This window comes from Geodermatophilus sp. CPCC 205506, from assembly GCF_051383635.1.
In the GTDB taxonomy this organism is placed as follows: Bacteria; Actinomycetota; Actinomycetes; order Mycobacteriales; family Geodermatophilaceae; genus Geodermatophilus.
Genome location: NZ_JALPKP010000017.1, coordinates 67,404 through 93,620, shown reverse-complemented (window position 1 = coordinate 93,620; position 26,217 = coordinate 67,404). Strand labels below are relative to the sequence as shown.

The 26,217-nt window shown below is 76.1% G+C and carries 24 protein-coding genes; 12 read left to right on the top strand and 12 right to left on the bottom strand.

Annotated elements, in window-relative coordinates; translation table 11 throughout:
* Positions 1-35: 35 nt before the first annotated feature.
* Both MY520_RS11965 and MY520_RS11960 read right to left on the bottom strand, forming a co-directional pair.
* Complete coding sequence (locus MY520_RS11965) at positions 36-542, bottom strand: Hsp20/alpha crystallin family protein (RefSeq protein WP_436692324.1); 507 nt, start codon at positions 540-542, stop codon at positions 36-38.
* A gap of 126 nt (positions 543-668) precedes the next feature.
* Positions 669-2,063, bottom strand: coding sequence for a glutamine synthetase family protein (locus tag MY520_RS11960; protein WP_436692323.1), 1,395 nt, complete (start codon positions 2,061-2,063; stop codon positions 669-671).
* Positions 2,064-2,201: 138 nt separating this feature from the next.
* Here MY520_RS11960 and MY520_RS11955 point away from each other — a divergent pair, with 138 nt between their 5' ends.
* From MY520_RS11955 to MY520_RS11935, 5 genes are all read left to right on the top strand, one after another.
* Entirely contained in the window at positions 2,202-3,410 is a 1,209-nt protein-coding gene (locus MY520_RS11955) for an amidohydrolase family protein (protein ID WP_436692322.1), read from the top strand.
* 29 nt (positions 3,411-3,439) lie between these two features.
* Positions 3,440-3,823 (top strand): STAS domain-containing protein, encoded by a 384-nt coding sequence (locus MY520_RS11950; protein WP_436692321.1) that lies wholly within the window; start codon positions 3,440-3,442, stop codon positions 3,821-3,823.
* 68 nt (positions 3,824-3,891) lie between these two features.
* Positions 3,892-5,178 (top strand): YibE/F family protein, encoded by a 1,287-nt coding sequence (locus MY520_RS11945; protein WP_436692320.1) that lies wholly within the window; start codon positions 3,892-3,894, stop codon positions 5,176-5,178.
* Between the two features lie 14 nt (positions 5,179-5,192).
* Complete coding sequence (locus MY520_RS11940) at positions 5,193-5,810, top strand: class I SAM-dependent methyltransferase (RefSeq protein ID WP_436692319.1); 618 nt, start codon at positions 5,193-5,195, stop codon at positions 5,808-5,810.
* Complete coding sequence (locus MY520_RS11935) at positions 5,803-6,132, top strand: TraR/DksA family transcriptional regulator (protein WP_436692318.1); 330 nt, start codon at positions 5,803-5,805, stop codon at positions 6,130-6,132. The genes MY520_RS11940 and MY520_RS11935 overlap by 8 nt, the downstream gene beginning before the upstream one ends.
* A gap of 72 nt (positions 6,133-6,204) precedes the next feature.
* Here the strand turns inward: MY520_RS11935 and MY520_RS11930 are convergent, their stop codons facing one another.
* From MY520_RS11930 to MY520_RS11910, 5 genes are read right to left on the bottom strand one after another with little or no spacing between them, the layout of a single operon-like run.
* Positions 6,205-7,140 (bottom strand): glycosyltransferase family 2 protein, encoded by a 936-nt coding sequence (locus MY520_RS11930; RefSeq protein ID WP_436692317.1) that lies wholly within the window; start codon positions 7,138-7,140, stop codon positions 6,205-6,207.
* Positions 7,137-8,009, bottom strand: a complete 873-nt coding sequence (locus MY520_RS11925) for a glycosyltransferase family 2 protein (RefSeq protein WP_436692316.1) — start codon at positions 8,007-8,009, stop codon at positions 7,137-7,139. The genes MY520_RS11930 and MY520_RS11925 overlap by 4 nt, the downstream gene beginning before the upstream one ends.
* Complete coding sequence (locus MY520_RS11920) at positions 8,006-9,070, bottom strand: prenyltransferase (protein ID WP_436692315.1); 1,065 nt, start codon at positions 9,068-9,070, stop codon at positions 8,006-8,008. Before MY520_RS11920 ends, MY520_RS11925 begins: the two co-directional genes overlap by 4 nt.
* A 19-nt stretch (positions 9,071-9,089) precedes the next feature.
* Positions 9,090-9,866, bottom strand: coding sequence for a class I SAM-dependent methyltransferase (locus tag MY520_RS11915; protein ID WP_436692314.1), 777 nt, complete (start codon positions 9,864-9,866; stop codon positions 9,090-9,092).
* Positions 9,867-9,888: 22 nt separating this feature from the next.
* Positions 9,889-11,139 (bottom strand): glycosyltransferase family 4 protein, encoded by a 1,251-nt coding sequence (locus tag MY520_RS11910; protein WP_436692313.1) that lies wholly within the window; start codon positions 11,137-11,139, stop codon positions 9,889-9,891.
* A 74-nt stretch (positions 11,140-11,213) separates the two neighbouring features.
* Here MY520_RS11910 and MY520_RS11905 point away from each other — a divergent pair, with 74 nt between their 5' ends.
* From MY520_RS11905 to MY520_RS11890, 4 genes are all read left to right on the top strand, one after another.
* Positions 11,214-11,507, top strand: a complete 294-nt coding sequence (locus tag MY520_RS11905; protein WP_436692312.1) for a Dabb family protein — start codon at positions 11,214-11,216, stop codon at positions 11,505-11,507.
* Between the two features lie 41 nt (positions 11,508-11,548).
* The gene (locus MY520_RS11900) at positions 11,549-12,337 is read left to right on the top strand and encodes a hypothetical protein (RefSeq protein WP_436692311.1); all 789 of its coding nucleotides are present in this window, start codon (positions 11,549-11,551) and stop codon (positions 12,335-12,337) included.
* 94 nt (positions 12,338-12,431) lie between these two features.
* Positions 12,432-13,520 carry a DUF4192 domain-containing protein gene (locus MY520_RS11895; RefSeq protein ID WP_436692310.1) on the top strand — a complete coding sequence of 363 codons (1,089 nt, stop codon included), beginning with the start codon at positions 12,432-12,434 and terminating at the stop codon, positions 13,518-13,520.
* Positions 13,521-13,735: 215 nt separating this feature from the next.
* On the top strand, positions 13,736-14,716 hold the full coding sequence (locus MY520_RS11890; RefSeq protein WP_436692309.1) for an ABC transporter substrate-binding protein: 981 nt from the start codon (positions 13,736-13,738) through the stop codon (positions 14,714-14,716).
* A gap of 34 nt (positions 14,717-14,750) precedes the next feature.
* On the opposite strand, the gene MY520_RS11885 is transcribed toward MY520_RS11890, so the two are convergent.
* Together MY520_RS11885 and MY520_RS11880 are read right to left on the bottom strand one after the other, a co-directional pair.
* Positions 14,751-16,847 carry a S9 family peptidase gene (locus tag MY520_RS11885; RefSeq protein WP_436692308.1) on the bottom strand — a complete coding sequence of 699 codons (2,097 nt, stop codon included), beginning with the start codon at positions 16,845-16,847 and terminating at the stop codon, positions 14,751-14,753.
* Between the two features lie 93 nt (positions 16,848-16,940).
* A complete protein-coding gene (locus tag MY520_RS11880) occupies positions 16,941-17,648 on the bottom strand; it encodes a metal-dependent transcriptional regulator (RefSeq protein WP_436692307.1) in 708 nt (235 codons plus the stop codon).
* 192 nt (positions 17,649-17,840) lie between these two features.
* On the opposite strand from MY520_RS11880, the gene MY520_RS11875 reads away from it, so the two are divergent.
* Positions 17,841-19,022: an acetoin utilization protein AcuC gene (locus tag MY520_RS11875; protein ID WP_436692306.1), complete on the top strand. Its 1,182-nt coding sequence runs from the start codon at positions 17,841-17,843 to the stop codon at positions 19,020-19,022.
* Positions 19,015-21,738, top strand: a complete 2,724-nt coding sequence (locus MY520_RS11870) for a bifunctional acetate--CoA ligase family protein/GNAT family N-acetyltransferase (protein ID WP_436692305.1) — start codon at positions 19,015-19,017, stop codon at positions 21,736-21,738. The genes MY520_RS11875 and MY520_RS11870 overlap by 8 nt, the downstream gene beginning before the upstream one ends.
* Positions 21,739-21,802: 64 nt before the next feature.
* Here MY520_RS11870 and MY520_RS11865 read toward each other — a convergent pair whose 3' ends face one another.
* Entirely contained in the window at positions 21,803-22,627 is an 825-nt protein-coding gene (locus MY520_RS11865) for a methyltransferase domain-containing protein (protein ID WP_436692304.1), read from the bottom strand.
* 137 nt (positions 22,628-22,764) lie between these two features.
* On the opposite strand from MY520_RS11865, the gene MY520_RS11860 reads away from it, so the two are divergent.
* Positions 22,765-24,399, top strand: coding sequence for a LuxR C-terminal-related transcriptional regulator (locus MY520_RS11860; protein WP_436692303.1), 1,635 nt, complete (start codon positions 22,765-22,767; stop codon positions 24,397-24,399).
* A 76-nt stretch (positions 24,400-24,475) separates the two neighbouring features.
* Here the strand turns inward: MY520_RS11860 and sigB are convergent, their stop codons facing one another.
* Positions 24,476-25,459: an RNA polymerase sigma factor SigB gene (gene sigB, locus MY520_RS11855; protein ID WP_436692302.1), complete on the bottom strand. Its 984-nt coding sequence runs from the start codon at positions 25,457-25,459 to the stop codon at positions 24,476-24,478.
* 257 nt (positions 25,460-25,716) lie between these two features.
* Entirely contained in the window at positions 25,717-26,148 is a 432-nt protein-coding gene (gene dtd / locus MY520_RS11850; protein WP_436692301.1) for a D-aminoacyl-tRNA deacylase, read from the bottom strand.
* Positions 26,149-26,217 lie beyond the last annotated feature (69 nt).

Sequence of the window (26,217 nt, the reverse complement as noted above, 5' to 3'; positions counted from 1 at the left end):
CCGTACGGACCCGGCCTCTGCGGTGGGTGTGCCGATCAGCTCTCGACGGACCGTTGCTCCGTCGAGGCGCCCGCGGACTCGCCCTCGATGGTCCGGCCCTCGACGGCGACCGGCGTGTCGGCCCGGGTCACCGTGATCTTGCGGGCCCGCGCCTTCTCCGCGACCGGGATGCTCAGGGTGAGGACCCCGTCGTGGTAGTGCGCCTCCAGCCGGTCGGTGTCCAGGCTGCGGCCGAGGACCAGTTGCCGGGTGTAGCTGCCGTAGGGCCGCTCGGCGATGCTCCACTCCGCGTTCTCGATCTGCGGGACCGAGCGCTCGGCCGTGACCGTCAGCGTGGTGCCCTCGACCGACAGGTCGATCGAGCCGGGGTCGACGCCGGGCAGGTCGAAGTGGGCGACGAAGTTGTCGCCGACCCGGTAGGCGTCCATCGGCATCCCCGACAGCGGTCGGGCGGTCATGGAGCCCGGGCGGCCGGTGAGCTGGTCCAGCGCGCGGAAGGCGGCGGACGTGGCGGCGAACGGGTCGTAGGCGGTCAGCATCATCTGTGTGCAACCTCCGTGTGCGGTGCTGTCGTGTTCGCTGCCCGAGGTGGAACCTCTAGTGGCAACTGGAGATTACCTCGGGTGCGCACCGGTGTAAACATCCAACTTCCACTGATTTCTTCCCGGTCAGTGCACCCACCGCAGGGCGGCGGTCACCTCCTCCGGTGACCGCCCCGCCAGCGCCGCGACCTCCCCGCGCCGGACGTCGGCGATCGTGGCCGCCACCTCCTCGCCGAACGCCGCCCTCAGCACGTCGTCCGCCTCGAAGGCGCGCAGCGCCTCCTCCAGGGACGACGGGACCGCGCGGATGCCCGCCGCCCGCCGCTGCTCGTCGGAGAGGGTGCCCGGGTCGACGTCGACCGGGGCGGGCAGCGTCGCCCGGGACGCCACCCCGGCACGGCCGGCGGCCAGCAGCCCGGTGAGCAGCAGGTACGGGTTGGCCGCCGCGTCGATGCACTTGACCTCCACGTTCGCCGCGGCCTCCCGGTGGCCCCGCGGGCCGGGGACGAGCCGGAGGGCGGCCTCCCGGTTCTCCGGGCCCCAGACGGCGAACGCGCCCGCCCAGTGCGAGGGGACCAGCCGCAGGTAGGAGGCGATGGTCGGGGCGCCGACCGCCAGCAGACCGGGCAGGTGCTGCAGCAGCCCGGCGACGAACGCCTCGCCGCCGGAGGTCAGACCGCAGGCGCGGTCGCCGCCGGTCATGAGGTTCGCGCCGTCGCGCCACACGGACAGGTGCACGTGGCCGCCGTTGCCGACGCTGCCGGCCAGCACCTTGGGGGAGAAGGAGGCCCGGACGTGGTGGCGGGCGCTCACCGCCTTGATCGTGTGCCGGACAAGGACGGTCGTGTCGGCGGCCGCGACCGGGTCCTCCGCCGCGACGCTCACCTCGAGTTGCGCGGCGGCGTACTCGGGGTGGAACTGCTCGACAGCGATCCCCTGATCGGCGAGGGCGGTGAGCAGGTCGCGGGCGTAGTCGGAGACCTCGACGTGCCGGGCCATCCCGTAGGCCGGGCCGGAGAACGCCGGGACGAAGGCCCCCGGCTCGCTGCCCGCCGGCAGGTCGGCCAGCCCGAGTACCCACTCCACCTCGAAGGCGGCCCGCACGGCGAGCCCCTCGCTCGCCAGCGCGTCGACCGTCCGGCGCAGCAGCAGCCGGGAGTCCTGCACGTGCGGCTCGCCGTCCAGGTCGTACCGGTCGGCCGGCGCCCACGCCCAGCCGGGCTGCGCGGCGAGGACGGTCAGCCGGTCCAGGTCCGGGTGCAGCCGGAGGTCCCCGACGGCACTGCCGGCGAAGCGCCCGGCGATGATGGAGTCGTCGAACAGGAAGGCGTCGAACACCGGGCTCATCCCGACGCCCCAGGCCGCCGCGTCCGGCAGCCGGTCGACCGGGACCGCCTTTCCCCGGGTCACCCCGCTGGTGTCGACCCACGGCAGCACGACGCCCACGACGCCGGCACCGCGCAGCCGGCTCGCCAGCCGTCCGCCCTGCTCCCGCCGCCGGTCCCGCTCCTCCTGCTCCACGGGGTTCCTCCCGTCCCGCCCCGTCGACGGACGGGGTGTCTGCTGGGCGCACGGCCCGGGCCCTCCCGCGCCGCCGTGGGCGGGAGCACACTCCTGCCGCCCGACGTGCGCAACGGTCCCCGCGACGAGGAGCTCCGCATGCCCGTGTTCTCGGCCGGCCCCTCCGGGATCGCGGCGGAGGTGGCGGCCCTCCCGCTGGTCGACCACCACTGCCACGGGCTGGTCACCCGGGAGCTCGACCGCGCCGGCGTCGAGGACCTCCTCACCGAGGCGGACGGCTCCGGTCCGCTCGGTGGTTCGCTGTTCGACTCGCAGATCGGGCTGGCCCTCCGCCGCTGGTGCGCCCCGGTGCTCGACCTCGAGCCGCACGTCCCCGTCGATGCGTACCTGGCCCGCCGGGCCGAGCTCGGACGGGCGGAGGTCGACCGCCGCATGGTGGCGGCCACCGGCATCGCCACCTTCCTCGTCGACACCGGCTACCTGCCCGAGCCCCTCACCACTCCGGCGGAGCTGGCCGCGCTCGCGGGTGCAACGGCCGGCGAGGTGGTCCGCCTGGAGACGGTGGCCGAGGAGGTGCTGGGCGCCGGCTGCTCCGCCGCGGGGTTCGGCGACGCCGTCCGCGCGCGGCTCAGCGAGCGGGCCGCCGGCGCCGTCGCGGTGAAGACCGTCGCCGCGTACCGGGGAGGCCTCGACCTCGACGGCGCGCGGCCGACCCCCGGCGAGGTCGCCGCAGCGGCCGGGGCCGCACTGCGCGCCGTCGACGCCGGGGCCGGCCCGCGGGTGGCCGATCCGGTGCTGCACCGCTTCCTCGTCTGGTGCGGGGTCGACCTCGGCCGGCCGGTGCAGGTCCACGTCGGGTACGGCGACGCCGACATCGACCTGCACCGCAGCGACCCCCTGCTGCTCACCGGCCTGCTCCGGGCCACCCGGCCGACCGGCGTGCCGGTGATGCTGCTGCACAACTACCCGTTCCACCGCCGGGCCGGCTACCTCGCGCAGGTGTTCCCGCACGTGTTCGTCGACGTCGGGCTGGCCACGCACAACGTCGGGCGGCGGGCGGGCGCGGTGCTGGCCGAGCTGCTGGAGCTGGCGCCGTTCGGCAAGGTGCTCTTCTCGACCGACGCGTGCGCCCTCGGCGAGCTGTACCTGCTCGCCAGCACGCTGTTCCGGCGGGCACTGGGCCGGCTGCTCGCCGACGGGGTCGCCGACGACGACTGGACGGCGGACGACGCGTTGCGGATCGCCGCCGCCATCGGCTCCGGCAACGCCGTCCGCGCCTACCGCCTCCCCGGCGGGGAGCCGCCGCCTGGAGGAACGCCGGTGCGGGTGCCCCGTCCGGCCGTGTGAACCGGGCCCCGAGCGGCTACCGGGGGTGCGTGGACGAGACGACAGCCCCCCGAGCGCAGGGGGAACCGCAGCACGCCCACCGCAGCGCGGGGGAACCGGAGGTCACCACGGCACAGGACGGCGACGTCGCCACGGTGACCGTCCGCGGAGAGCTGACGGAGGAGGCGCGGCGGCCGCTGGTCCGGACGATGACCGACCTGCTGCTCGCCCGCACCGACCTGCGCCGGGTCCGCCTGGACACCCGCGGGGTCACCTACCTCAACTCCGCCGGCATGGCCGTGCTGGTGCAGCTGCAGAAGCTGGGCCAGCCGCGCGGTGTCGACCTGGTGCTGGTCGACCCGCCGTCCACCGTCGCGCGGCCCCTGCAGCTCAGCGGGCTCTGGCTGCGGTTCGCCGTCGAGGAGGCGCGCTGAGCGCGGGCGGAGCCGGCGCACCGGAGTGGCCGGGCGAGGCCCGGGAGCCGAACTCCTAGCCTTACCGGGTGCCGCCCAGCCACACCCACAGCCACGGTCCCGACCCGGACGCGCCGCCGCCGACCCCGGAGGTCCTGACCCGGAGGCGGCGGGCGGTCTGGCTGATGCTGCTGCTGCTCGTGCCGGTCGGCCTGGCCACGATCGTCGGGCTGGTGGTGCTCTGGCCCGACGGCGAGCCCACCCGCGCCGAGCAGGCCGCCGTGCTGGTCCTCCCGCCCGGGACGACCTATCCCGAGGGGCGGGTGTCGACGGTGGAGCCGTTCGACTGCTCGCTCCCCGGCGCGGAGCAGCAGCCCGCGCAGCAGCTGACCTGCGCCGTCGTCGTCGTCGAGGTGCTCGACGGCGTCGGCGCGGGGGAGTTCCAGCAGCTCGAGGTCCCGGCGGAGGTCTACGCCGCCGGCATCGCCGAGGGCGACGTCCTCGTGCTCACCCGCGACGCCGGGGCGGAGGGCGCCGGCCAGTACGCCTTCTACGACTACGACCGGGACGTGCCGATCGTCGCCCTGACCGTCGCCTTCGCCGTCGTCACCGTGGCGGTGGCCCGGCTGCGCGGCCTGGCCGCCCTCGTCGGGCTGGCGTTCGCGTTCTTCATCATGCTGCAGTTCCTGCTGCCCGGCCTGCTCGGCGACGCCTCGCCCACGCTGGTCAGCCTGGTCGGCTCGGCGGCGATCATGTTCGTCGTCCTCTACCTGGCACACGGCTTCTCCGCGCGGACGACGACGGCGCTGGTCGGCACCCTCTTCGGGCTGGCGCTGGTCGCCGTCCTCGGGGCGGTGGGGGTGGCCACGGCGCGGTTGACCGGGCTGACCAGCGAGGAGACCACCACGCTGCTGGGGTACGACCCGGCGCTCGACTTCTCCGGGCTGGTGCTCGCCGGGGTGGTCGTCGCCGGCCTCGGCGTGCTCAACGACGTGACGATCACCCAGGCCTCGGCGATCTGGCAGCTGCACGAGGTCGATCCCGACATGACGTGGCAGCAGCTCCACAGCCGGGGGATGGCCGTCGGCCGGGACCACATCGCCTCGACCGTGTACACGATCGTCTTCGCCTACGCCGGCGCCTCGCTACCGCTGCTGATGCTCTTCGAGGTCTACGCCCAGCCGTGGGACGTCGTCCTCACCAGCTCGGCGATGGCCGAGGAGGTGATCCGCACGCTGGTCGGCTCGATCGGGCTGGTGCTCGCCGTCCCGGTGACGACGGCGGCCGGCGCGTTCTTCGCCAAGGTCGCCGGCACCGCGGCCGGCGCGGCCACCGACCGGCGGATGACCGCCCTGCGCGCCCGGTTCGCCCGGTGAGCCACGCTGGGGAGGTGACCGCCGACCTGCTCACCGCCGCCCGCGCCGCGCCCGGCTTCATGCCCGACGACGAGGGGACGGCGCTCTACGAGGCGGCCCGCTCCGTCGGCGTGCCCGGACCGCTGCTGGAGATCGGCAGCTGGATGGGCAAGTCGGCGCTGTACCTGGCGGCGGCGGCCCGTGAGACCGGCCGGCAGGTCGTCACCGTCGACCACCACCGGGGCTCGGAAGAGCACCAGCCCGGCTGGGAGTACCACGACCCGTCGCTGGTCGACCCCGCCGTCGGGCTGATCGACACCCTGCCGCGGTTCCGCCGGACGATCGCCGACGCCGGCGCCGAGGACGTCGTGATCGCCGTCGTCGCCCGCTCCGAGATCCTCGCCCCGCTGTGGTCCACCCCGCTGGCGCTGCTGTTCCTCGACGGCAGCCACACCGAGGAGTCCGCCCGCCGGGACCAGGACGCGTGGGTGGCCAAGCTGGCGCTCGGCGGCACCCTGGCGATCCACGACGTCTTCCCGGACCCCGCCGACGGCGGCCAGGCGCCCTACGGGGTGTACCGGCGGGTGCTGGAGTCGGGGGAGTTCGACGAGCTGCCGGGCACCGGCTCGCTGCGGCTGCTGCGCCGTGGGTGAGGACCCCCTGGTGGCCGAGCGGGCCGCCGTCCTCGCCCAGATCGCGGCGCTGACCGGGGAGTTCGACGCGGTGGTGGCGGCCTCGCGGTCGTCGAACGCCGACGACGAGCACGACCCGGAGGGCGCCACGATCGCCTTCGAGCGGCAGCAGGTGGCCGCGCTGCTGGCCGCGGCGCGGCGCCGGCTGGCCGACGTCGAGGCCGCCCTGGCCCGGCGCGCATCCGGCGACTACGGAATCTGCGAGGCCTGCGGCCGGCCGATCGCCGCCGAGCGGCTGGCCGCCCGTCCGGCCGCGCGCACCTGCATCGACTGCGCGGTCTGACCGTCGAGGCATAGGAAGCAATACCCGCGCATCGGCGCCCCCGACGTGGGCATTGCTTCCTATTCCTCGGGCTCAGCTCACGTACTTGCGGGCGGTCGAGGTCCGCTGGGCGTGCTCCAGCGCGGCGAAGCGGGCCTCCGCGTGCGGCGGCAGCACCCGGCGCTCGCGCAGCACCCACGGCGCCCCGCGCAGCGCGTCGAGCACCCCGAGCGCGCTGAGCCGGTCGCGCGGGACGGTGCGCAGCAGGTGCGCGGTGCGCCGCAGAGCCGGCCGCACGGGCCGGCGCAGCCACGTCGTCCACAGCGTGTTGCGGATGCCGTCGCGGCGGCGCTTGTGGGGGTCGCGGGCGGAGCTGGCCTGGTGGTGCACGGTCAGCGCGGGCAGGTAGCACAGCTCCCACCCGGCGGCGGCCAGGTCGCCGGCCATCAGCTCCTCCTCCCCGCCCAGCCACAGCCGCTCGCAGAAGCCGCCCACCGCGGTGAAGGCCTCGCGGCGCAGCACCGACGCCCCGGCCAGGAACGAGCCGAGCGCCGGCCCGGGCAGCCAGTCGGCGCCGCGGACCGGCGAGTCGCGCAGCTCGGGCACGATCGGGTCCTCGCGTCCGCCGGGCTCGACGAGGATCCGCGCGGTGACGACGGCCAGCCGCGGATGCGCGTCGAGGACGTCGGCGGCGGTGCGCAGCGAGCCCGGGTCCCACCACGTGTCGTCGTCGCAGAACGCCACGTAGGGGGTGGCCACCCGGGCGACGCCGACGTTGCGGCCGACCGCGCCGAGGTTCTCCGGGCTGGCGACCAACTCCACCTCGGGGAAGCGCTCGGCGACCGCCGCGGCCGTCCCGTCGGTCGAGCCGTTGTCGACGACGACGACGTGCGGCTGCTCCGGCAGCGCCCGCAGCCGGGACAGCGCCAGCAGCACCTCTTCCCGGCGCTGGTGGGTGATGACGACGACGGCGACCCGCGCGTCGTGTCGGCCCTGCGTCGCCGACGGGGCCGCCTGGGTCGCCGTCATGCCGAGTGCCCGGCCAGCAGCCGCACGCCGGCCCACACCCGCTCGGGCAGCCGCCGCCGCGCCCGGAGCGCGGCCGGCACGTCGGGGACGGCGCGCAGCAGTCCCCGCATCCCCGGCCGGCCGGCGCGCACGGCGGAGACGAGCAACCGGGGGAGGGTCGGCAGCGGGTGGCGCATCAGCGCGGTGAGGACCCGGCTGCGCCAGACCGCGGCCTGCCGCCGGGCCGGGGCGTCGCGCCGCGGCGACGGGTGGTGGTGGATGGTCACCCCGTCGACGTAGGCCAGCCCCCAGCCGGCCGCGGCGAGGTCGAGGGCCACCCGCTCCTCCTCGCCCGGGAACCGGACGACGGCGTCGAAGCCGCCCACGGCCGCGAACGCCTCGGTGCGCACCAGCGCGGCGCAGGCGACGAAGCCGAGCAGCGACGGGCCGGGGAGGTCGGGCGCGGTGCCCAGCGGGCTGTCGGCCATCTCCGCGCAGACCGGGTCGAGCCGCTCCTCGGGGCCGACCAGGATGCGGGCGTTGAGCAGCGCCAGCCGCGGGTGCGCCCGCATGACCTCCACCGCGCGCGCCAGGTCGCCGGGCGCCCACCAGGAGTCGTCGTCGGCGAACGCCACGAACTCGGAGCCCGCGTGCTCGGCGCCCAGGGTCCGGGCGCGGGCGCCGAGGTTGTGCTGCAGCGGGAGCACGGTCACCGCGGGGTGCGCGGCCCGGACGGCGTCCACCGTGCCGTCGGTGGAGCCGTTGTCGACCAGGACGACCGGCGCCTCGTGCCGGGGCAGGGAGGCGAGCAGGTCCTCCCGGCGGTTGCGGCTGGCCACCACGACGGTGACGGGGGGTCCGGTTCGGGCTGCGGCGCCGGTCGAGGTCACGGGGGCAGCGTGCCCGCACCGCCCGGGACCCAATCGGCGGGGTCCGGTGAACTCTCGGTGCCGGCCGGTGGCAGCGCCCCCGGATCGGTGAACAGGCCGGCGGCGGGGGAGGCGCCCGAGAGCGCGTCGGCGGCCAGCACGACCGCGGCCGCCGTCCAGGTGGTCCGCTCGACCGGCCACCGGGCGTCGTCGGGGTAGACGTACCCGGTCCAGTAGGAGCCGTCGTCGTGCCGCAGGTGCTGCATCGCGGCGACCTGTTCCAGGGCGGCGTCCGGCTGCCCGGCGGCGGCGAGGGCGAGCGCGAGCTCGCAGGTCTCGGCGCCGGTGACCCACGGGCGGTCGGCGACGCACCGCGCTCCGAGTCCCGGGACGACGAACCGGTCCCAGCCGGCGGCCAGCCGGTCGCGGGCCGCGGCGCCGGTGAGCGCGCCGCCGAGCACCGGGTAGTACCAGTCCATCGAGTAGCGGGAGCGGTCGGCGAACGCCTCGGGCCGGCCGCGCAGCGCGGCGCCCAGGTCGGCGACGGCCAGCTCCCAGTCCGGTTGCGGCTCCCCGGTGAGGCCGGCCAGCGCGACGCCGCAGCGCAGCGCCTGGAAGAGGCTGGCGTTGCCGGTCAGCAGGGCGGTGTCGTCGGGGCTGCCGTCGGGGCGCAGCGCCCAGCTCACCGCACCGCCGGGCAGCTGCATGCGGGTGACCAGGTCCAGGCCCCGGCGGACCGCCGGCCACAACCCGGCCACCGGCTCCTCGGCGCCGGTGCTCAGCCAGTGGTGCCACAGCCCGACGGCCAGGTAGCCGGCGTGGTTGCTCTCCGCCGCGGACGCGGTCTCGGCGCCGGCCCGGTACTCCGCCGCCCAGGAGCCGTCGGGCCGCTGCCGCCCGGCCAGCCAGCGGTAGGTGGCGCGGGCGCGGTCGTGCGCGCCGCCGACGTCGAGGGCCATGGCGGCCTCGATCGCGTCCCAGGGGTCGAGGGGGCCGCCCCGGAACCAGGGGAGCGCGCCGTCGGCGTGCTGCTCGGCGGCGATGGCGGCCACCGTCGCGCGCAGCTGCTCCGCGCCGAGCACCCCGGGCAGCTCCGGCAGTTCAGACAGCGGTCCGCTCCCGTCGTGGGCCGTCGAGCGACCAGGAGCGGGCCGCCGGCCGCCCGGGGACGGCGGGCTTGTCGGCGTAGACCACGAGGCTCTTGCCGAGCACCGGGTCGAGCAGCCGCTCGGCGGTGCGGGTCAGCCACGGCCGCGCCACGAGGTCCCACACGAGCAGCCGGTGGTACGCCCGGACGGCGAGGGGGTCGCGCTCGACGCCGACGGCGCACTTGAGCCACCAGAACGGCGCGTGCAGCGAGTGCGCGTGGTGCTGCCCGCCGGGCTCCAGCCCCGCCGCGGCGAGCCGGGTGCGCAGCACGTCGCCGCGGTAGATGCGCACGTGCCCGCCCTCGTTGGCGTGGTAGGCGTCCGACAGCGCCCAGCAGACCCGCTCGGGCCCGTACCGCGGGACGGTGACCGCCACCCGGCCGCCGGGCTTGAGCACCCGCGCGATCTCGGCGAGGGCGGTCGCGTCGTCGGGGATGTGCTCGAGCACCTCGCTGGCGATCACCCGGTCCACGCTGGCGTCGGGGACCGGGAGCGCCAGCAGGTCGCCGCGGACCACCTCGGCGGCGGCGCCCGTCGGTGCCTCGCCGGCCTCGGCGATGGCGGTCAGCCAGTGCCGGGTCGTCTCGACCTCGTGCGCGCCGTGGTCGATCGCCACCACGCGCGCGCCGCGGCGCAGGGCCTCGAACGCGTGCCGGCCCTCGCCGCAGCCGAGATCCAGCACGGTCATCCCCGGCCGCAGGTCGAGCAGGTCGTAGTCGACGGTCAGCACGACGCCTCCTCGCCCGTCGTCGTCACGTCCGGCCCGTCCGTTCCAGCACCTCGGCGTACCAGTCCGCCGTCCGTTCGGCGGTGGACCGCCAGGTGTAGGAGGCCAGCACCCGGCGCCGCCCCGCGCGGCCCAGCTGCTCGGCCAGCGACGGCGAGTCGAGGACCAGCGCCAGCGCGGCGGTGAGCTCGCCGACGTCGCCGGCCCGCACCCGCAGGCCGGCCCTGCTGCCCACCACCTCGGGCAGCGCCCCGGCGTCGGTGGTCACCAGCGCCGTGCCGCAGGCCATCGCCTCGACGGCGGGCAGCGAGAAGCCCTCGTAGAGAGAGGGGATCGCGACCACGGCGGCCTCCTGCAGCAGCCGGACCAGGTCGGCCTCGGGCAGCGGCCCGGTGAAGCGGACGGCGTCGCCGAGCGCCAGCCGGTCCAGCGCCGCCTCGGCGGGGCCGCCCGGCCGTGCGGTGCCGACGACGGTCAGCCGCACCGGCCGCTCGGTGCGCAGCTTGGCCACTGCCTCCAGCAGGTGCACCAGGCCCTTGAGCGGGACGTCGGCGCTGGTGACGACGACGATCGAGGTGGGGTCGCGAGGGCGGTCCGGCGGGGGCGGGGTGAAGACGTCGGGGTCGATGCCCACCGGGACGACGCTGATCGCGGCTCCGGGAACACCCAGGTGGGTCTCGATGTCGCGGCGAGAGTTCTCCGACACCGTGGTGATGCCGTCCAGCCGCGGCGCGACGGCGGCCTGCATGCGGGTGAAGCCGTACCAGCGGCGCAGGGTGAGCCGGCGGCGCCGGGACGGCGCGGCGGCCAGTTCCAGGTCGCGGTCGATGGCGACCGGGTGGTGGACGGTGGCGACCGTGGGCACCCCGGCCCGGACCAGCCGCAGCAGCCCCCAGCCCAGGCTCTGGTTGTCGTGCACGACGTCGAAGTCGCCGGCGCGGGGCAGCAGCAGCCGCGCCGCCCGGAGGCTGAACGTGGCCGGCTCGGGAAAGCCCGCGGTGCACATCGTGGCCCACTCGGCGAGGTCCACCCAGTCGCGGAACTCCGACGGCCGCGGGATGCGGAAGGGGTCCGGTTCGCGGTAGAGGTCGAGGCTCGGGACCCGGGTGAGCGGCACGCCGTCGTCCAGCTCGGGATAGGGCTGACCGCTGAAGACCTGCACGTCGTGGCCGAGGGCGGCCAGCTCCCGGGACAGCGCGCGGACGTAGACCCCCTGGCCTCCGCTGTGCGGCTTGCTCCGGTAGGACAGCAGTGCAACGCGCAACGACCGTCCCATGGTCGGCGACTCTAACTACCGCTGGTGACGGGCTCGTGTCGTGCGTCCGGCGCCCGCCTGCCAGGGTGGCGGGCATGCTGCGCCACGTCGTGCTCTTCACCTGGTCCGACGACGCCGACGACGAGCGCCGGGCGGCCACCGTCGCCGCGCTCCGCCGGCTCCCCGAGGAGGTCGGCGGGATGACCGCCTTCGCCGTCGGCCCCGACGCCGGGCTCCGCGAGGGCAACGCGCACACGGCGCTGGTCGCCGACTTCCCCGACGTCGAGGCGTGGCGGCGCTACGCCGAGCACCCCGCCCACCTGCAGGTGATCGCCGAGCACGTCGCCCCCTTCCTCGCCGCGCGCACCGCCGCGCAGTACGAGGTCTGAGGCCGCTGCACCGGCCGCCGCCCGCGGCTACCGTCGGCGGCATGAGGACGGACCCTCCGGCCCCCCGCCACTCGCGAGCTCGCGGCTGGCCCCCGCAGGAGGGCCGTCGTGGCCGCCGGGTCGCCGTCGTCAGCGCGGTGCTCGTCGTCGGGGGCGTGCTGGCCGGCTGCGGGCAGGACGCCGGCATCCAGGAGGCCGCGTCGACGGAGTCGGCCGCCGTGACGACGGCCCCGGCCGCCGACCTGGCCACGGGCCTGCTGCCCGCGTCGGCGTTCGCGCCCGGTGCCACGGTGATCCCCCTGACCGAGGAGCTGCTGGGCTCGCGCGAGCTGCCGATGGGCGGGCTCCCGGCCGGGCTGCAGCTGGACCTGGGCGGGTGCGCGGACCTGCTGACCTCGCTGCAGGCGGCGGCCGCCGCGGGGGTCGACGACGCCGCCGGGCAGGCGGTGCTCGAGGGCGCGCAGGCCACGGTGCAGGGGCTGGTCAGCGGGCCCGCGGCCGAGGAGGCGGTGGCGACCGTCGGCGGAGCACTCGAGGACTGCGACCGCGCGTCGGTGACCGTCCCGGAGCGCGGCGCCGCGACCGTCACCGTCGGCGACGTGTCGGCACCCGACCTCGGGGACGCCGCACTCCGCGTGCCGGTCACCGTCGAGGCGACCCTGCCCGACGGTCGCCCGGGAACGGCCGAGGCGCTCGTCGCGCTGGTGCAGGACGGCGACCGGGTGCTCGCCCTGGCCACCGCCGGGCTGCACGGCGCCGCGCTCGACGAGGCGACGTTCGACCGCCGGCTGGCCGAGGCGTACCGGGTGCAGGCCGAGGCACTGGGCTGAGACATCCCGGCCGGGTCCCTCCACAGGCCCGGCCGCGGTCCACAGATCGCTCCGCTCGCACCCCGGCGGCGCCCTCGGCCGCGAGGGTCGGCGCATGGACGACCCCACCCGCCCCGAGGTGTTCCTCTCCGACCCCGGCGACATCGCGGCCGCGCTGCCGCAGCTCATCGGTTTCCACCCGGACGAGTCGGTCCTGCTGGTCGGGCTCGGCGGCCCCAGCGGCGGCCGGCTCGGGCTGACCGTCCGCGCGGACCTGCCCGAGCGCGCGCACGCCCCGGCGGTGGCCGCGCTGCTGGCCCGCAGCCTGGCCACCGACCGGCCGGCCGCCGCGGTGCTCGCGGTGGTCTCCGAGGCCGCCGACGAGCGGGACGACCCGGTCCGGCCCCCGGGCGAGGACCGCGGAACGACGCTGCCGCACCGCGGGGTCGTGCACGAGCTGGTGGTCGCGCTGGCCGATCTGGGCATCCCGGTCCGCGAGACGCTGCTCGTCCGCCGGGGGAGGTGGTGGTCCTACGACTGCCCGGAGCCCTGCTGCGCCCCGGGCGGGGGCACCGCGCTGCCCGGGGGCGTCACCCCGCTGGAGGCCGCGTCGGTGGCCGCCGGCGTGGTCGTCGTCCCGGACCGCGCCGCCCTCACGGCGCGCATCGCCCCGGTGGACGGTCCCGAGCAGGCGGCGATGGAGGCCGTGGCGTGGCGGGTCGGGGACCGCCACGCGCGGGCGCGGCTGGCCGACCCGGACGCCGAGGCGCGCCGCTCGTGGGACACCGTCGTGCGGGCGCTGGGCCGCTGCCGGCCGGGGGCCGCGGGTTCCGGCCGCCTGGAGGACCGGGACGTCGCCCGCGTGCTGTGGGCGGTGGCCGACATCCGGGTGCGCGACCGCGCGCTCACCTTCGCGCTGGGGGACGACGCCGCGGCGGCCGAGGTCCTCTGGACCGAGTGCACCCGCCGGGCGCCGTCTCCGCTGGACGCGGCTCCGGCGACCCTGCTGGCGGTCAGCGCCTGGCTGCGCGGGGACGGCGCGATGGCCAACGTCGCGCTCGAGCGGGCCCTCGCGAGCCTGCCCACGTACACGTTCGCCCAGCTGCTGGCGCAGGGCCTGGCCGCCTGTCTGCCGCCGAGCGAGCTGCGGGCGATGGTCGCGGCGGCGGCCGACGACCCGCACGCGGTCTGGGCCGCGGGGTGATCGCCGGCACGGCTCTGCGCGGGCGCGAGGCCGGACCGCTCACCGGGGGTGGACCGCGCACGGTCCGTGGCGTCGGGCTGCACACACGGGTGAGAGCGGCGACACGATCGGGCGGAAGCGCGGTCTGCGGGTTCTCGGCGGGACGCGGCGTCCCTAGCGTCACCGGCCGCAGCGGGGCCCACCGGATGGGTCCCGATCGACCCGCGGAGGTACCCGTGCGCCGCTCGCTCCTGACTCTCGTCGTCGCCGGCACGACCCTGGCGGCGGGGTGCGGGGTCGCCGAGGTGACCGACACCGGCGCCGTGGGGGCGGCCCCCACGGCCGAGACCACCGCGGTCCGGCTGGGAGTCATCCCGCTCGTCGACGTCGCCCCCGTCTACCTGGCCCAGCGGGAGGGCATCTTCGCCGAGCACGGCCTCGAGGTGGAGGCGTTCCTGGCCCAGGGCGGGGCGGCCATCGTCCCGGCCGTCGTCAACGGCGAGGCGCAGTTCGGGTTCTCCAACGTGACCAGCCTGCTCCAGGCCGAGTCCCGGGGCGTGCCGTTGGGCCTGGTGGCGTCCGCGGCCGGGCCGACGGGGGATCCGGAGGCCGACTACGCCCTGATCGAGGTCCCGGACGGCGGACCGGTGCGGACGGCGGCGGACCTGGCCGGCCGCCGGGTCGCCATCAACTCGATCAACAACGTCAGTGACACGGTGGTCCGGGAGAGCGTCCGGCTGGCCGGCGGGGACCCCAGCACGATCGAGTTCGTCGAGATCCCGTTCCCCGACATGGCCGCCGCGGTGTCCACGGGCTCGGTGGACGCCGCCTTCCTGGTGGAGCCGTTCGCCAGCCTCGGGCTCGCCCAGGGGCTGCGGTCGGTGGCGGCGCCGTTCTCCGAGATCGACCCGGATCTCACGGTGGCGGGTTACTTCACCTCCGACCAGTACGCGGCGGAGAACCCCGACGTGGTGCGCCGCTTCGCCGACGCGATGCGCGCGGCCCACGCGTACGCCCAGGACAACCCCGACGCGGTCCGGGAGATCCTCGGCGAGTACACGAGCATCCCCCCGGAGGTGGCCGCGCAGCTGACGCTGCCGGACTTCCAGACCGACATCAACCGGGACTCCGTCAGCCGCCTGCTCGAGCTCGGCCGGCAGGACGGGATCATCGAGGGCGACGTCGGCGTGGAGGACGTGCTCCCCGCCGGGGAGTGACCCGCGGCCGGCGCCGCCCCGCGCCGGCCCGCCGTCAGAGCAGCTCGGGCCGCTGCCACTCGTCGCCGAGGACGTGCTCGGCCAGGAAGGCCAGGACGGTCTCGTACCAGACCTGGGCGTTCCCCGGCGTGAGCACCCAGTGGTTCTCGTCGGGGAAGTAGAGGAACTTCGACGGCACGCCCCGCTTCTGCAGGTCGTACCAGAGCCGCAGCGCCTCACCGATCGGCACGCGGTAGTCACGGTCGCCGTGGATGACCAGCACCGGGGTCCGGATCGCGTCCGCGAAGCGGTGCGGCGAGTTCTGCTCGTACCGCTTGGGCTGCTGGAGCGGGTCGCCCCACTCCTTCTCCCAGTAGTACGCGGCGTCCGTCGTGCCGATGAACGAGTCCACGTGCCACAGGCTGGCGTGGGTCACGATCGCCCGGAACCGGTCGGTCTGGGTGGCCACCCAGTTGGCCATGTAGCCGCCGAACGAGCCGCCCATCGCCGCGGTGCGGGAGGCGTCGACCTCCGGGCGCTGCTCGGCGGCGTCGACGGCGGCCATGAGGTCGGTGTAGGGCGCCTCGCCCCACTCGCCCCAGCCGCGGCGGACGAAGTCCTGGCCGAACCCCTGCGAGAGCGCCGGGTTGGGCAGCAGGACGGCGTAGCCACGGGCGGCCATCAGCCAGGGGCACCACCGCCAGGACCAGGAGTTCCAGCTCATGAGCGGACCACCGTGGATCCACAGCAGCAGCGGCACCGGGGACTGCGCCGACGCGCCCTCGGGCAGCACCAGCCACGACTGCACCCGGCTGCCGTCGGCGGCGGTGGCCTCGACCTCGTGCAGCGTGCCCGGGAGGCCCCCCAGGGTGCCGGGGTTGGGCAGCGGCTCGGGGTGCTGGCCGGTCGCCTCCGGGTCCAGCCGCACCGGCGCCGGCGGCTCGTCGTAGGCCGAGCGCAGCGCGTACAGGGCGCTGCCGTCGCGGGCCACCTGAAGGTCGCTGTAGGCGCCATCCGTGGTCAGCCGCACGGGCGCCCCGCCGTCCACCGGGACCCGGAACAGCGCGTGCCGGCCGTCGTCGTCGGCGAGGAAGTAGACCGCGGTCCCGTCGGCGCTGAACTGCGGGGCGCTGGGCCAGCGGTCGAAGCCGGCGGTGAGGTCGTGAGCGGCGCCGCCGGCGACGTCGACGTGCAGCAGCGTGAAGTCCGGCGGCTCCTCGAAGGTCGGCAGGGTCTCGCGGACGCAGACCAGGGCGCTGCCGTCGGGGGAGAAGCGCGGCGAGTGGACGTCGGCGAGGGGGTCGTCGACCAGCACGCGGGCGGTGCCACTCGCGGTCTCCACGAGCACCAGGCGGTCGCGCTCCCCGGCGGGTCCGTCGGGCACGGTCTCGATGCGGGCCAGCACCCGCCCGTCGGGGGAGAGGGCGACCGACTCGCCGGCGCCCTTGGGCGGCCGCGCGTCGGGAGTGAGGTCGCGGAGCGCCACCGGCTCGGGTTCCGCGCCGGCGGCCGGCTCGGCGGGCAGCCGCCCGGCCCAGAACAGGTGCGGCGCGGCGGGGCCGAGGTCGTGGTCCCAGTACCGCACCGGGTATGCCTCGTGCAGGATCGCGCTGACCCCGGCCTCCTTGCGCTGCTTGCGCCGCGCGGCGTCGGCCTCGGCGTCCGCCACCCCGGGCATCGCGGAGGCGACCACGACCACGTCGCCGGTGTCGGCGGCGACGGCCACCCCGCCGACCCCGCCGGGATGGGTCAGCACCGGCCGGGCCTCACCACCTCCGGCGGGCAGGCTCCACAGCGCCGGCTTCGGGTCCTCGGCTCCGTCGCCGGGACCCGACCCACCCCTGGCGCCGGGGTCGGGCCGCGCGGAGGTGAACAGCAGCGAGCCGTCGGGCGCCCACACCGGCGCGGACTCCCCGGGCGCGCTGCGGGTGAGCCGCCGGGCCGGCTGCTGCCCCGCGGGGTCGACCTCCCACAGGGCCGATTGCCACTTCGTGCCCTCGGCGTCGAGCGTCTGCACGGAGACGGCCAGCCGGGAGCCGTCGAGGGACAGCGCCAGCCCGGCCACCCGCGGGAGGGCGACGAAGGCCCGCAGGTCGTCGAAGGGGGACGTCGACTCCGGGGCCGGCGTGGACTCGTCGGACGGCTCGCTCACCCTGGTCACCGTAGCGACCGCCCACGGCACCCGGTGGCCCCCGTGCGGGGACCCGCCGCGAGCGTGCGAGAGGCGGGGGCAAGGGGTCCTCTGTCAGAGGCGGGGGGCCGCCTCGACGGGCGTGAGCTCCTCGTCCAGGGCGCTGACGAACACGTGCTGGGCCACGCCCGCCGGCAGCACCTGGCCGTCCAGGCTGACCGAGCCGGCGGCCAGCTGGGCCATCACCGTGGCGCCGGGCCGCAGCCCCTGGTCGGCGAGGGCGCGCATCAGGTCGGCGTCCTCCTGCAGCTGCTCGCTGATCCGCTTGATCTCCACCCGCCGGCCCTCGGCGGTCGCGGTGGTGGAGAGCAGGGTCAGCGAGTCCAGCACCGCGGAGGTCTCCCCGCCGAGGGCGTCCAGCCCCGGAATGGGGTTGCCGAACGGCGAGACGGTCGGGTTGCCCAGCAGGTTGAGCAGCTTGCGCTCCACGGCCTCGCTCATGACGTGCTCCCAGCGGCACGCCTCCTCGTGGACGTCGGCGTAGTCCAGACCGATGACGTCCACGAGCAGGCACTCGGCCAGCCGGTGCTTGCGCATGACCGCCGTGGCCAGCTGCCGGCCCTGGTCGGACAGCTGCAGGTGCCGGTCCCCCTCGACCGTCAGCAGCCCGTCACGCTCCATGCGGGCGACCGTCTGGCTGACCGTGGGACCGCTCTGGTGCAGCCGCTCGGCGATCCGGGCGCGGAGGGGGACGATCCCCTCCTCCTCCAGCTCGAAGATCGTCCGGAGGTACATCTCGGTGGTGTCGATGAGGTCGTTCACAGGTCTCCTCCGTGTCGCCCCAGATGGTACGGGGAGTCGGGGCGTGCGCCGGGTCACCGGAGCGGCCACCGGGAGCCGGGACCCGGCTCCCGGCGGTAGCGTCGCCCCGGGAGCGGCCCCGCGGCCGCAGGCAGGGCCCACCCGCGCCGCGAGCAGGGGCACCCCCGCTCGGAGGGAGAGCGAGGAGAGCCGGTGAGCGACTCGGTCGCGGTCGTCTGGGACGACGCGCTGCTCGGCTACACGATGGGCGGGGACCACCCCCTGCACCCGGTCCGGCTGGACCTCACGATGCGGCTGGCCGACTCCCTCGGCGTCCTGGCGGCCGACCGGCTGGAGGTGCTGCGGCCCACCCCGGCCGACGTCGACCTGCTGACCCTCGTGCACGACCCGGCCTACCTCGACGCGGTCAAGCGCGCCCCCTCCGACCCCCACATCGGGTTCGGCCTGGGCACGGCGGACAACCCGGTCTTCGAGGGCATGTACGACGCCGCCGCGCTGATCACCGGTGGCAGCGTGCTGGCCGCCGAGCAGGTGCACAGCGGCCGGGCGCAGCACGCGGTCAACATCTCCGGCGGCCTGCACCACGCCATGCGCGACCGCGCGTCCGGCTTCTGCGTGTTCAACGACGCGGCGATCGCGATCGCCTGGCTGCTCGCCCAGGGGCACCAGCGGATCGCCTACGTCGACATTGACGTGCACCACGGCGACGGCGTCCAGGCCGCCTTCTACGACGACCCGCGGGTGCTCACCGTCAGCGTCCACCAGACCCCGCTCACCCTCTTCCCGGGCACCGGCTACCCCGAGGAGACCGGCGATCCGGAGAAGGCGCTGGGCAGCGCGGTCAACCTGGCCCTGCCCAACGGCACCGACGACTCCGGCTGGCTGCGCGCCTTCCACGCCGTCGTCCCCAGCGTGCTCAAGGCCTTCCAGCCGGAGATCCTCGTGACGCAGTGCGGGTGCGACGCCCACCACGAGGACCCGCTCGCCGACCTCGCGCTCACCATCGACGGGCAGCGGGCCAGCTACCAGGCGCTGCACGACCTGGCCCACGACGTGTGCGACGGGCGCTGGATCGCGCTCGGCGGCGGCGGGTACGGCCTGGTCCGCTGCGTGCCGCGGGCGTGGACGCACCTCATCGCCGAGGCCAGCGGACAGCGGCTGGACCCCGCCACCGAGATCCCGGAGTCCTGGCGGGAGGACGTCGTCCGGCGGGGGCTGCGGGCCCGCCCGCCGACGCACATGACCGAGGGCGGCTACACCGGCTTCTCGCGCTGGGACCCGTTCACCGAGTCCCGCGTCGACCGGGCGATCTCCCGCACCCGCCACGCGGCGTTCCCCTACTTCGGCCTCGACCCGGACGACCCCCGTGACTGAGCAGCAGACCGAGATCCCGCCCGCCCCGGTGCAGGAGCCCGCGGAGGCGCCCACCGCGCCGGCGCACTGGGAGGCCGACATCATCGCCGCCGACGGCGGCACGGTGCACCTGCGCCCGATCCGGCCGAGCGACGCCGAGGGGCTGGTCGGGATCATGGACCGCAGCTCCGAGCAGACCCGCTACTACCGCTTCTTCGGCCCGATGAAGCGGCTGTCCGACCGCGACCTGCACCGCTTCACCCACGTCGACCACGACTCGCGCGTGGCCTTCGTCCTCGTCCTGGGCGACCAGCTCATCGGCGTGGGCCGCTACGACCGCTACCCCGACACCAGCGACGCCGAGGTCGCCTTCCTCATCGAGGACGCCCACCAGGGCCGCGGGCTGGGCTCGGTGCTGCTCGAGCACCTGGCGGCCGCGGCCCGGGAGCGGGGGATCGAGCGGTTCGTCGCCGAGGTGCTGGCGCAGAACAACCGGATGGTGCGGGTCTTCCTCGACGCCGGGTACACCCCCGAGCGCACCTACGAGGAGGGCGTCGTCCACCTGACCTTCCCGATCGCGCCCACCGAGACGGCGCTGGCGGTGCGCTACGAGCGGGAGCAGCGCAGCGAGTCGCGCTCGATCGCCCGGCTGCTGACCCCGTCCTCGGTCGCGGTGGTGGGGGCCAGCAACGACGAGGAGAAGCTGGGGCACGCCGTCCTCCGGCACCTGCTGGACTACGGCTTCCGCGGGCCGCTCTACCCGGTCAACCCCGGCACCCGGCACGTCCGCGGAGTGCCCGCGCACGCGTCCATCGAGGCGATCCCCGACGACGTCGACCTCGCCGTCCTGGCCGTGCCCGCCGACGAGGTCGCCGGCGTGGTCGAGGCCTGCCGGCGCAAGCGGGTCCGCGGGCTGGTGGTGATCTCCGGGGGCTTCGGCGAGTCCGGTCCGGAGGGCAGGGTGGCCGAGCGGCGGCTGGTGGCGGCGGCCCGGGCGTCGGGGATGCGCGTGGTGGGGCCCAACTGCCTGGGCATCGTCAACACCGATCCGGCGCTGCGGCTCAACGCCAGCCTGGCGCCGCGCATCCCGGGCCGGGGCCGGGTGGGCTTCTTCGCGCAGTCCGGCGCGCTGGGCTCGGCGCTGCTGGAGCAGGCGCGCAGCCGCAACATCGGCCTGTCCAGCTTCGTCTCGGCCGGCAACCGCGCCGACGTCAGCGGCAACGACCTCCTGCAGTTCTGGGCCACCGACCCGGCCACCGAGGTGGTGCTGCTGCACCTGGAGAGCTTCGGCAACCCGCGCAAGTTCGCCCGGCTGGCCCGCCGGGTCGGCCGCGACAAGCCGGTCGTGGCGGTCAAGAGCGGCCGGCACGTGCGCATGACCGAGGGGCTGGCCGGCACGTCGGTCGCGGTGCCCGAGGAGTCGGTGGCCGCCCTGTTCGCCTCGGCCGGGGTCATCCGGGTGCAGACGCTGGCGCAGCTGTTCGACGTCGCCACCCTGCTGGCCCACCAGCCGCTGCCCGGCGGCGACCGGGTGGCCGTCGTCGGCAACTCCACGGCGATGGGGGTGCTGGTCAGCGACGCCGTCCTCGAGGAGGGGCTGCGGCTGGCCCGCGAGGCGCCGACCGACATCGGCGCCGGCGGCTCGGCCGAGCAGTTCCGCGCCGCGCTGCAGGAGGCGGTCGACGACGACGGGGTGGACGCCGTCGTCGCGGTGTTCCTCCCGCCCATCAACCGCGGCTCGGCGGAGTTCGGCCGGGCACTGCGCGAGGTGGCCCAGGGCACCGAGAAGCCGGTGGTCGCGACCTTCCTCTCCTCCGAGGGCATCCCCGCCGAGCTCGTCGTGCCCGGCGAGGACGGGACGCCGGCGCGCGGGTCGGTGCCGTCGTACTCCACCCCGGAGCGGGCGGTGATCGCGCTGGCGAAGGTCGCCGAGTACGCGCGGTGGCGGCGCCGGCCGGTGGGGGAGGTGCCGGAGCTGCCGGACGTCGACGAGCGGGCGGCCCGCGAGCTCGTGCTGACCGCGCTCACCGACTCCCCGGGCGGCCGCCAGCTCACCGACGAGGAGACGATCGCGCTGCTGGCCGCCTACGGCGTGCCGCTGCTGGGCACCCGGACGGTCACGGATGCCGAGGCCGCGGTCGCCGCCGCCGAGGCGATCGGCTACCCGGTCGTGCTGAAGTCGACCGCGCCGTGGCTGCGGCACCGCTCCGACCTGGGCGGGGTGCGGCTCGACCTGGCCGACGCCGACGCGGTGCGGGCCGCCTTCGCCGCCATCCCCTCCGGCGACCCGGTGATCGTGCAGGAGATGGCCGCGCCGGGCGTGGTGACCGTCGTCGAGATCGTCGACGACCCGTCCTTCGGGGCCCTGGTCAGCTTCGGTCTCGGCGGGGTGGCCACCGACCTGCTCGGCGACCGCGCGTACCGGACGCTGCCGCTCAGCGACCTCGACGCGGCCGAGCTGGTCCGGGCGCCGCGGGCGTGGCCGCTGCTCGACGGCTACCGCGGCTCGGAGCCGGTCGACGTCGCCGCGCTGGAGGACCTGCTGCTCCGGGTCGGCCGGCTGGCCGACGACCTGCCCGAGGTGCTGCAGCTGTCGCTGGAGCCGGTGATCGTCGGCCCGGCCAACCCGTGGCACGGCGGGCGCTCGCTGGTGGTGGCGGGCGCCGTCGTGCGGGTCGGCCCGCCGACCGCCCGCCTGGAGCCCGGCCCCCGCCGGATGCGCAGCCCCGGCGGCTGAGAAAGGACCCCTCTGCCCCCCGCCGCTCGCAGGCTCGCGGCGGGACCCTGCAGAGGGGCCGCCCTCAGGTCTCCGGCGTGCGCGCGGCGACCAGGTGCCCGCGGAACGGGGCGGGCAGGGCGCCGTCGGGGTCGGTGAACGGGGCCAGCACCTCCCGCGCCCCGGTGCGGATGCGGGCGTACACGTCGGGCGAGATCTGCCGGGCCAGGGGTGAGCCCTCGACCTCGGTCACCGCCATGGCCTCGGCCGACTCGAAGGCCGCCGTGCCGAGGTGCGTCCGCGTCTCCAGCACGGCCAGGCCGGCGTCGGTGAGGCTCGTCCGGAGCGCGTCCAGGTCGCCGCAGGCCCAGTAGGCGCCCATCAGCGGCCGGGCGACGGGACCGGCGTGCCGCACCACCAGGTCGACGAAGGGGGCGTAGGCCGGCTGGTCCTCCAGGGCGGCCGGCACGCAGAGCGCGACGACGCCACCGGACCGGGTCACCCGGGCCATCTCGCGCAGCGCCGCCGTCCGGTCGGGGAAGAACATCAGCGCCATCTGGCACAGCACCGCGTCGAAGGACCGGTCCGGGAACGGCAGCGCGGCGACGTCCCCCTGCCGCCACTCCAGCTCCGGCCGGACCCGCCGGGCGACGGCGAGCATCGCCTCGTTGAGGTCCAGCCCGACCACGCGGCCGGTTCCGGCGAGCCGGTCGGCGACGGTCCGGGCGACGATGCCGGTGCCGCACGCGACGTCGAGCACCTCCTGCCCGGGCCGCACGCCGGCCACGTCGGCCAGCAACGGCGCCCACTCGGCGAAGAGGGCCGGGACGAACCGGGACTCGTAGAGCTCGGCGGCCTCGGCGGTCACCTGGAAGGCCTCGGTTCCGGACCGGTCCGCGGTACTGGTCATGGCGTCCTCCCTGTGCGCGGGAACGGGTCCAGGGTCGTGGGGGAGGAGCCGCGGGTCATGGGTGCACGCACCCAGGACCCCGCCCATCCGCGCACCGTGGGGGTCCCGCCGGGGACGGGCGGTGGGACCCTCGGACCATGGCAGGCGGCGACGTCCTCCTGGCCCGGGGCGAGGCGGCGCTGGAGCGCGGCGACTGGTCCGCCGCGCGGCAGGTGTTCGCCGACGCGCTCGGCCGTTCCGACACCCCCGACGCCCACTACGGCATGGCCCGGGCGCTGGAGTGGGCCGGCGACTTCGAGGGCGCCATCCGATGCTACGAGCAGGCGTTCCGCGGCTGCCGGGCGCAGGGCCGCGCCCGCCTCGCCGCGCTCATCGCCGGACGTGAGCTGAGTTTCCTGCACGCCGCGGTGCGCGGGAACGGTGCGGCGGCGGAAGGCTGGCTCGCCCGGGCGAGGAGCCTCGTCGGCTCCGACGACTGCGTCGAGCGGGGCTGGGTGGCGCTCGCCGCCGCGGCCGGCACCGACGTCGCGCACGAGGTGGCCGCGGCCGCGGAGGAGGCCGCCGGCGTGGCCCGGCGGTGGGACGATCCCGACCTGCACTTCTGCGCGCTCGCCTACCGGGGCGCGGGCCTGGTCCTGCGCGGGCAGGTTCCCGAGGGGATGCGGTGCGTCGACGAGGCCGCGGTGGCCGCGGGCAACGGCGAGGTCCGCGACCACCTGGTCATCGGCGAGATCTACTGCAAGATGCTGCTCTGCTGCGAGCTGGCGCTCGACGTCCACCGCGCACAGCAGTGGCTCGCCGTAGCCGATGCCGCCGGCCGGGCGTCGAACGACCTGTGGGTGTCGGCCATCTGCCTCATGCACCACGGCGGCGTCCTGATCGCGGCCGGCCGGTGGGCCGAGGCCGAGGCCGAGCTGACGACGGCGCTCGGGCTCTACGACCGCGGGATGCGCGCCCTCCGGGCCGGCGCCGCGCTCCGCCTCGCCGACCTCCGGGTCCGGCAGGGCCGGCTCGAGGAGGCCGCCGGGCTGCTGGCCGGCAGCGAGTTCGACGGCGCCGCCGTCCTGCCGCTGGCCCGGCTGCACCTGCTGCGCGGGGAACCGGAGAGCGCGGCGGCGGTCCTTCGCCGCTGCCTCGCCGGTGCGACGGTCCTGCACGCGCCGGCGATCGCGCTGCTGGCTCAGCTCCAGGCGGACGCGGGCCGGATCCACGACGCCGAACGGCTGCACGGCCGGCTGCGGGGCCTGGCCGCCGCGAGCGGGCTCCTGCACGCGCAGGCGCTGGCCGAGCTGGTGGCCGGCGTGCTCGCCCGGACCACCGGCGGTGCGCCGGCCCTGCCGCACCTCGAGGCGGCCCTCGTCGGGTTCTCCCGCGCCGGCCTGCCGTGGGAGGCGGCCGGCGCCCGGCTCGCGGTCGCCCGTGAGCTGCGCGACGAGGCCCCCGACCTGGCGAGGGCGGAGGGCCGGACGGCGCTGCGCACCTTCCAGGAGCTCGGCGCGGCGCGGAGTGCCGACGAGGCGGCCGCGCTACTGCGGAGCCTGGGCGCCCGCCCCGGGCCGTCCCCGCGGTCGGGCGGGGAGCTCACCACCCGGGAGCGGGACGTGCTGCGGCTCGTCGCCGAGGGGCTGTCCAACGCCGAGATCGCCCGGCGGCTGTTCCTCAGCAAGCGCACCGTGGAGCACCACGTCGGCGCCATCCTGGCCAAGTCGGGTGCGGGCACCCGCGCCGAGCTGCTCGCCCGCATCGTGCGACACGGCTCCGCCGGGCTGTAGAGACACCGAGAGCCCGCCGCCCGGAAGGGCGGCGGGCTCTCGGCCGGCCCCGTCGTCAGGGGGACGGGGTCCTCTCTCAGGCCAGGTAGTCGCGCAGCGCGTCGGCGCGCTCGGGGTCGCGGAGCTTGGCCATCGTCTCGCGCTCGATCTGGCGCACCCGCTCGCGGGACAGCCCGAACTGCTTGCCGATCTGCTCGAGGGTCCGCGGCTGGCCGCCGTCCAGGCCGAAGCGCAGCACGACGACGTCGCGTTCGCGGTCCTCCAGCGTGCCCAGCACGGTGCGGACGTCGCCCTTCATCATCTGGAAGGCGACGGCGTCCTCGGCGACGGCGGCGTCGGCGTCCTCGATGAAGTCACCGAGGCGGGACTCCTCGTCGGCGCCGACGGTCTGGTCGAGGCTGACCAGGTCGCGGGAGTACTCGAGCAGCTCGGTGATCCGCTCGGGGGTCATGTCGAGCTCGAGGCCCAGCTCCTCGGCGGTGGGCTCGCGCTCCAGCTCCTGGTGGATCCGTCGCCGGGTGCGCACGACCTTGTTGACCTGCTCGGCGAGGTGCACGGGCAGCCGGATCGTGCGGCCGGAGTCGGCCATCGCGCGGGTGATGGCCTGGCGGATCCACCACGTCGCGTACGTCGAGAACTTGAAGCCCTTGGTGTAGTCGAACTTCTCGACCGCGCGGATCAGACCGACGTTGCCCTCCTGGATGAGGTCCAGGAACGTCATGCCGTGGCCGGTGTAGCGCTTGGCGACCGACACGACCAGGCGCAGGTTGGCCTCGAGCAGGTGCCGCTTGGCCGCCTTGCCGTCGATGGCCAGCGTCTTGTAGTCCCGCTGGAGCGCGGGCGTGAGCTGCCGCTCGTTGAGCAGCCGCTCGGCGTACAGGCCGGCCTCGATCCGCTTGGCGAGCTCGACCTCCTGCTCCGCGGTGAGCAGCGCGGTCTTGCCGATGGTGTTCAGGTACACCCGCACGAGGTCGGTCGAGACCAGACCGGTCGTGTCGGGCTCGCGGCGCGGCGAGCGCACCTCGAGGGTGTCGGTGGGGGAAGACTGCAGCAGCGTCACGATCTGTCTTCGTCCTTGCCTTCGGTACGGATGCACCTGCTCGCGTCGTCGTGGCGCGGTGCACCCGGATGTCGTGGGTGGGGGCCCCGGTCGGCCGGCCTGCTCTGCCAGGCGGCCGCAGCCCTCGCTCTCGTTGTCCGTTGTGGTACGCCCTGCACAACGGCCCCGACCCCGTCAGGTGTTCCGCGTGTGCCGGCTTCACAGCAAATGCACAGGGCGTGTGTTGCGTCACCCGGTGATACCCAAGGCGTCCGGGCTCAGACCTCCAGGAGCAAGGTCATCGGTCCCTCGTTGACCGAGGAGACGAGCATGCGGGCGCCGAACACCCCGGTGGCCACCTCGCTGCCCCGGCGGCGCAGCTCGGCGACCACCTCGGCCACCAGGGGTTCGGCCACCTCGGCGGGCGCGGCGTCCTGCCACGAGGGACGGCGGCCCTTGCGGGTGTCGGCGTAGAGGGTGAACTGGCTGATCACCAGCACCGGCAGGCCGAGGTCGCCGACGGAACAGGCGCCGCCCTCACCGGGGAAGACCCGCAGTTCGTGCACCTTGCGGGCCAGGGCGCGGGCGCGGGCCGCGTCGTCCTCCCGGCCGACGCCGACCAGCGCCAGCAGGCCGCGGCCGATCTCGCCCACCACGGCGCCGTCCACCGTCACCGCCGCCGTCCCGACCCTGCTCACCACCGCGCGCACCCGCCGATCCTCGCCGCGCGGTCGCGGTCGACCAAACCGCGGACCGCGCGGCACGGCGGGTGCGCCGCC